At 58.9% G+C, this 903-nt stretch carries 2 rRNA genes; both read left to right on the top strand.

Going from position 1 to position 903, the window contains the following annotated elements:
• Positions 1–148 (top strand): 16S ribosomal RNA (locus tag AAHZ94_RS34660); the annotation flags it as partial.
• Positions 149–458: 310 nt separating this feature from the next.
• Positions 459–903, top strand: a 23S ribosomal RNA gene (locus tag AAHZ94_RS34655); the annotation flags it as partial.

Below are 903 nucleotides of genomic sequence, written 5' to 3'. Positions count from 1 at the left end.
ACCGCCCGTCACGTCACGAAAGTCGGTAACACCCGAAGCCGGTGGCCCAACCCCTTGTGGGAGGGAGTCGTCGAAGGTGGGACTGGCGATTGGGACGAAGTCGTAACAAGGTAGCCGTACCGGAAGGTGCGGCTGGATCACCTCCTTTCTAAGGAGCACTTCTAAGCCGGGCTTGCTCGGTTCAGGGGCCAGTACATCGGCGAGTGTCTGATGCTGGTTGCTCATGGGTGGAACGTTGACTATTCGGCACTCTTGTTCTGGTCTGGTTGTGAGTACTGCTTCGGCGTGGAAAGCGATCCAGGGTAGGCGAGGGTGTTGGGCACGTTGTTGGGTATCTGAGGGTACGGCCGTGAGGTTTGTGTCTTCGGATCCGGTCCCAGTGAACTCGTCCTGTATGGGGTGGGGTGGTGGGTGGCTGGTCGTTGTTTGAGAACTGCACAGTGAACGCGAGCATCTGTGGCCAAGTTTTTAAGGGCGCACGGTGGATGCCTTGGCACCAGGAACCGATGAAGGACGTGGGAGGCCGCGATAGGCCCCGGGGAGCTGTCAACCGAGCTTTGATCCGGGGGTGTCCGAATGGGGAAACCCGGCAGTCGTCATGGGCTGTCACCCATACCTGAACACATAGGGTATGTGGAGGGAACGCGGGGAAGTGAAACATCTCAGTACCCGCAGGAAGAGAAAACAACCGTGATTCCGGGAGTAGTGGCGAGCGAAACTGGATGAGGCCAAACCGTATGTGTGTGATACCCGGCAGGGGTTGCGCATGCGGGGTTGTGGGATCTCTCTTCTGTCGTCTGCCGGCGGCAGGGCGAGTCAGAAACCGTTGATGTAGGCGAAGGGCATGCGAAAGGCCCGGCGTAGAGGGTAAGACCCCCGTAGCTGAAACATTGACGGCTTGCT

The sequence above is a fragment of the Streptomyces sp. HSW2009 genome (genome assembly GCF_040240285.1).
Taxonomy (GTDB): domain Bacteria; phylum Actinomycetota; class Actinomycetes; order Streptomycetales; family Streptomycetaceae; genus Streptomyces.
Note: the sequence above shows the minus strand (reverse complement) of the source record. Positions and strands in the feature narration are given on the sequence as shown.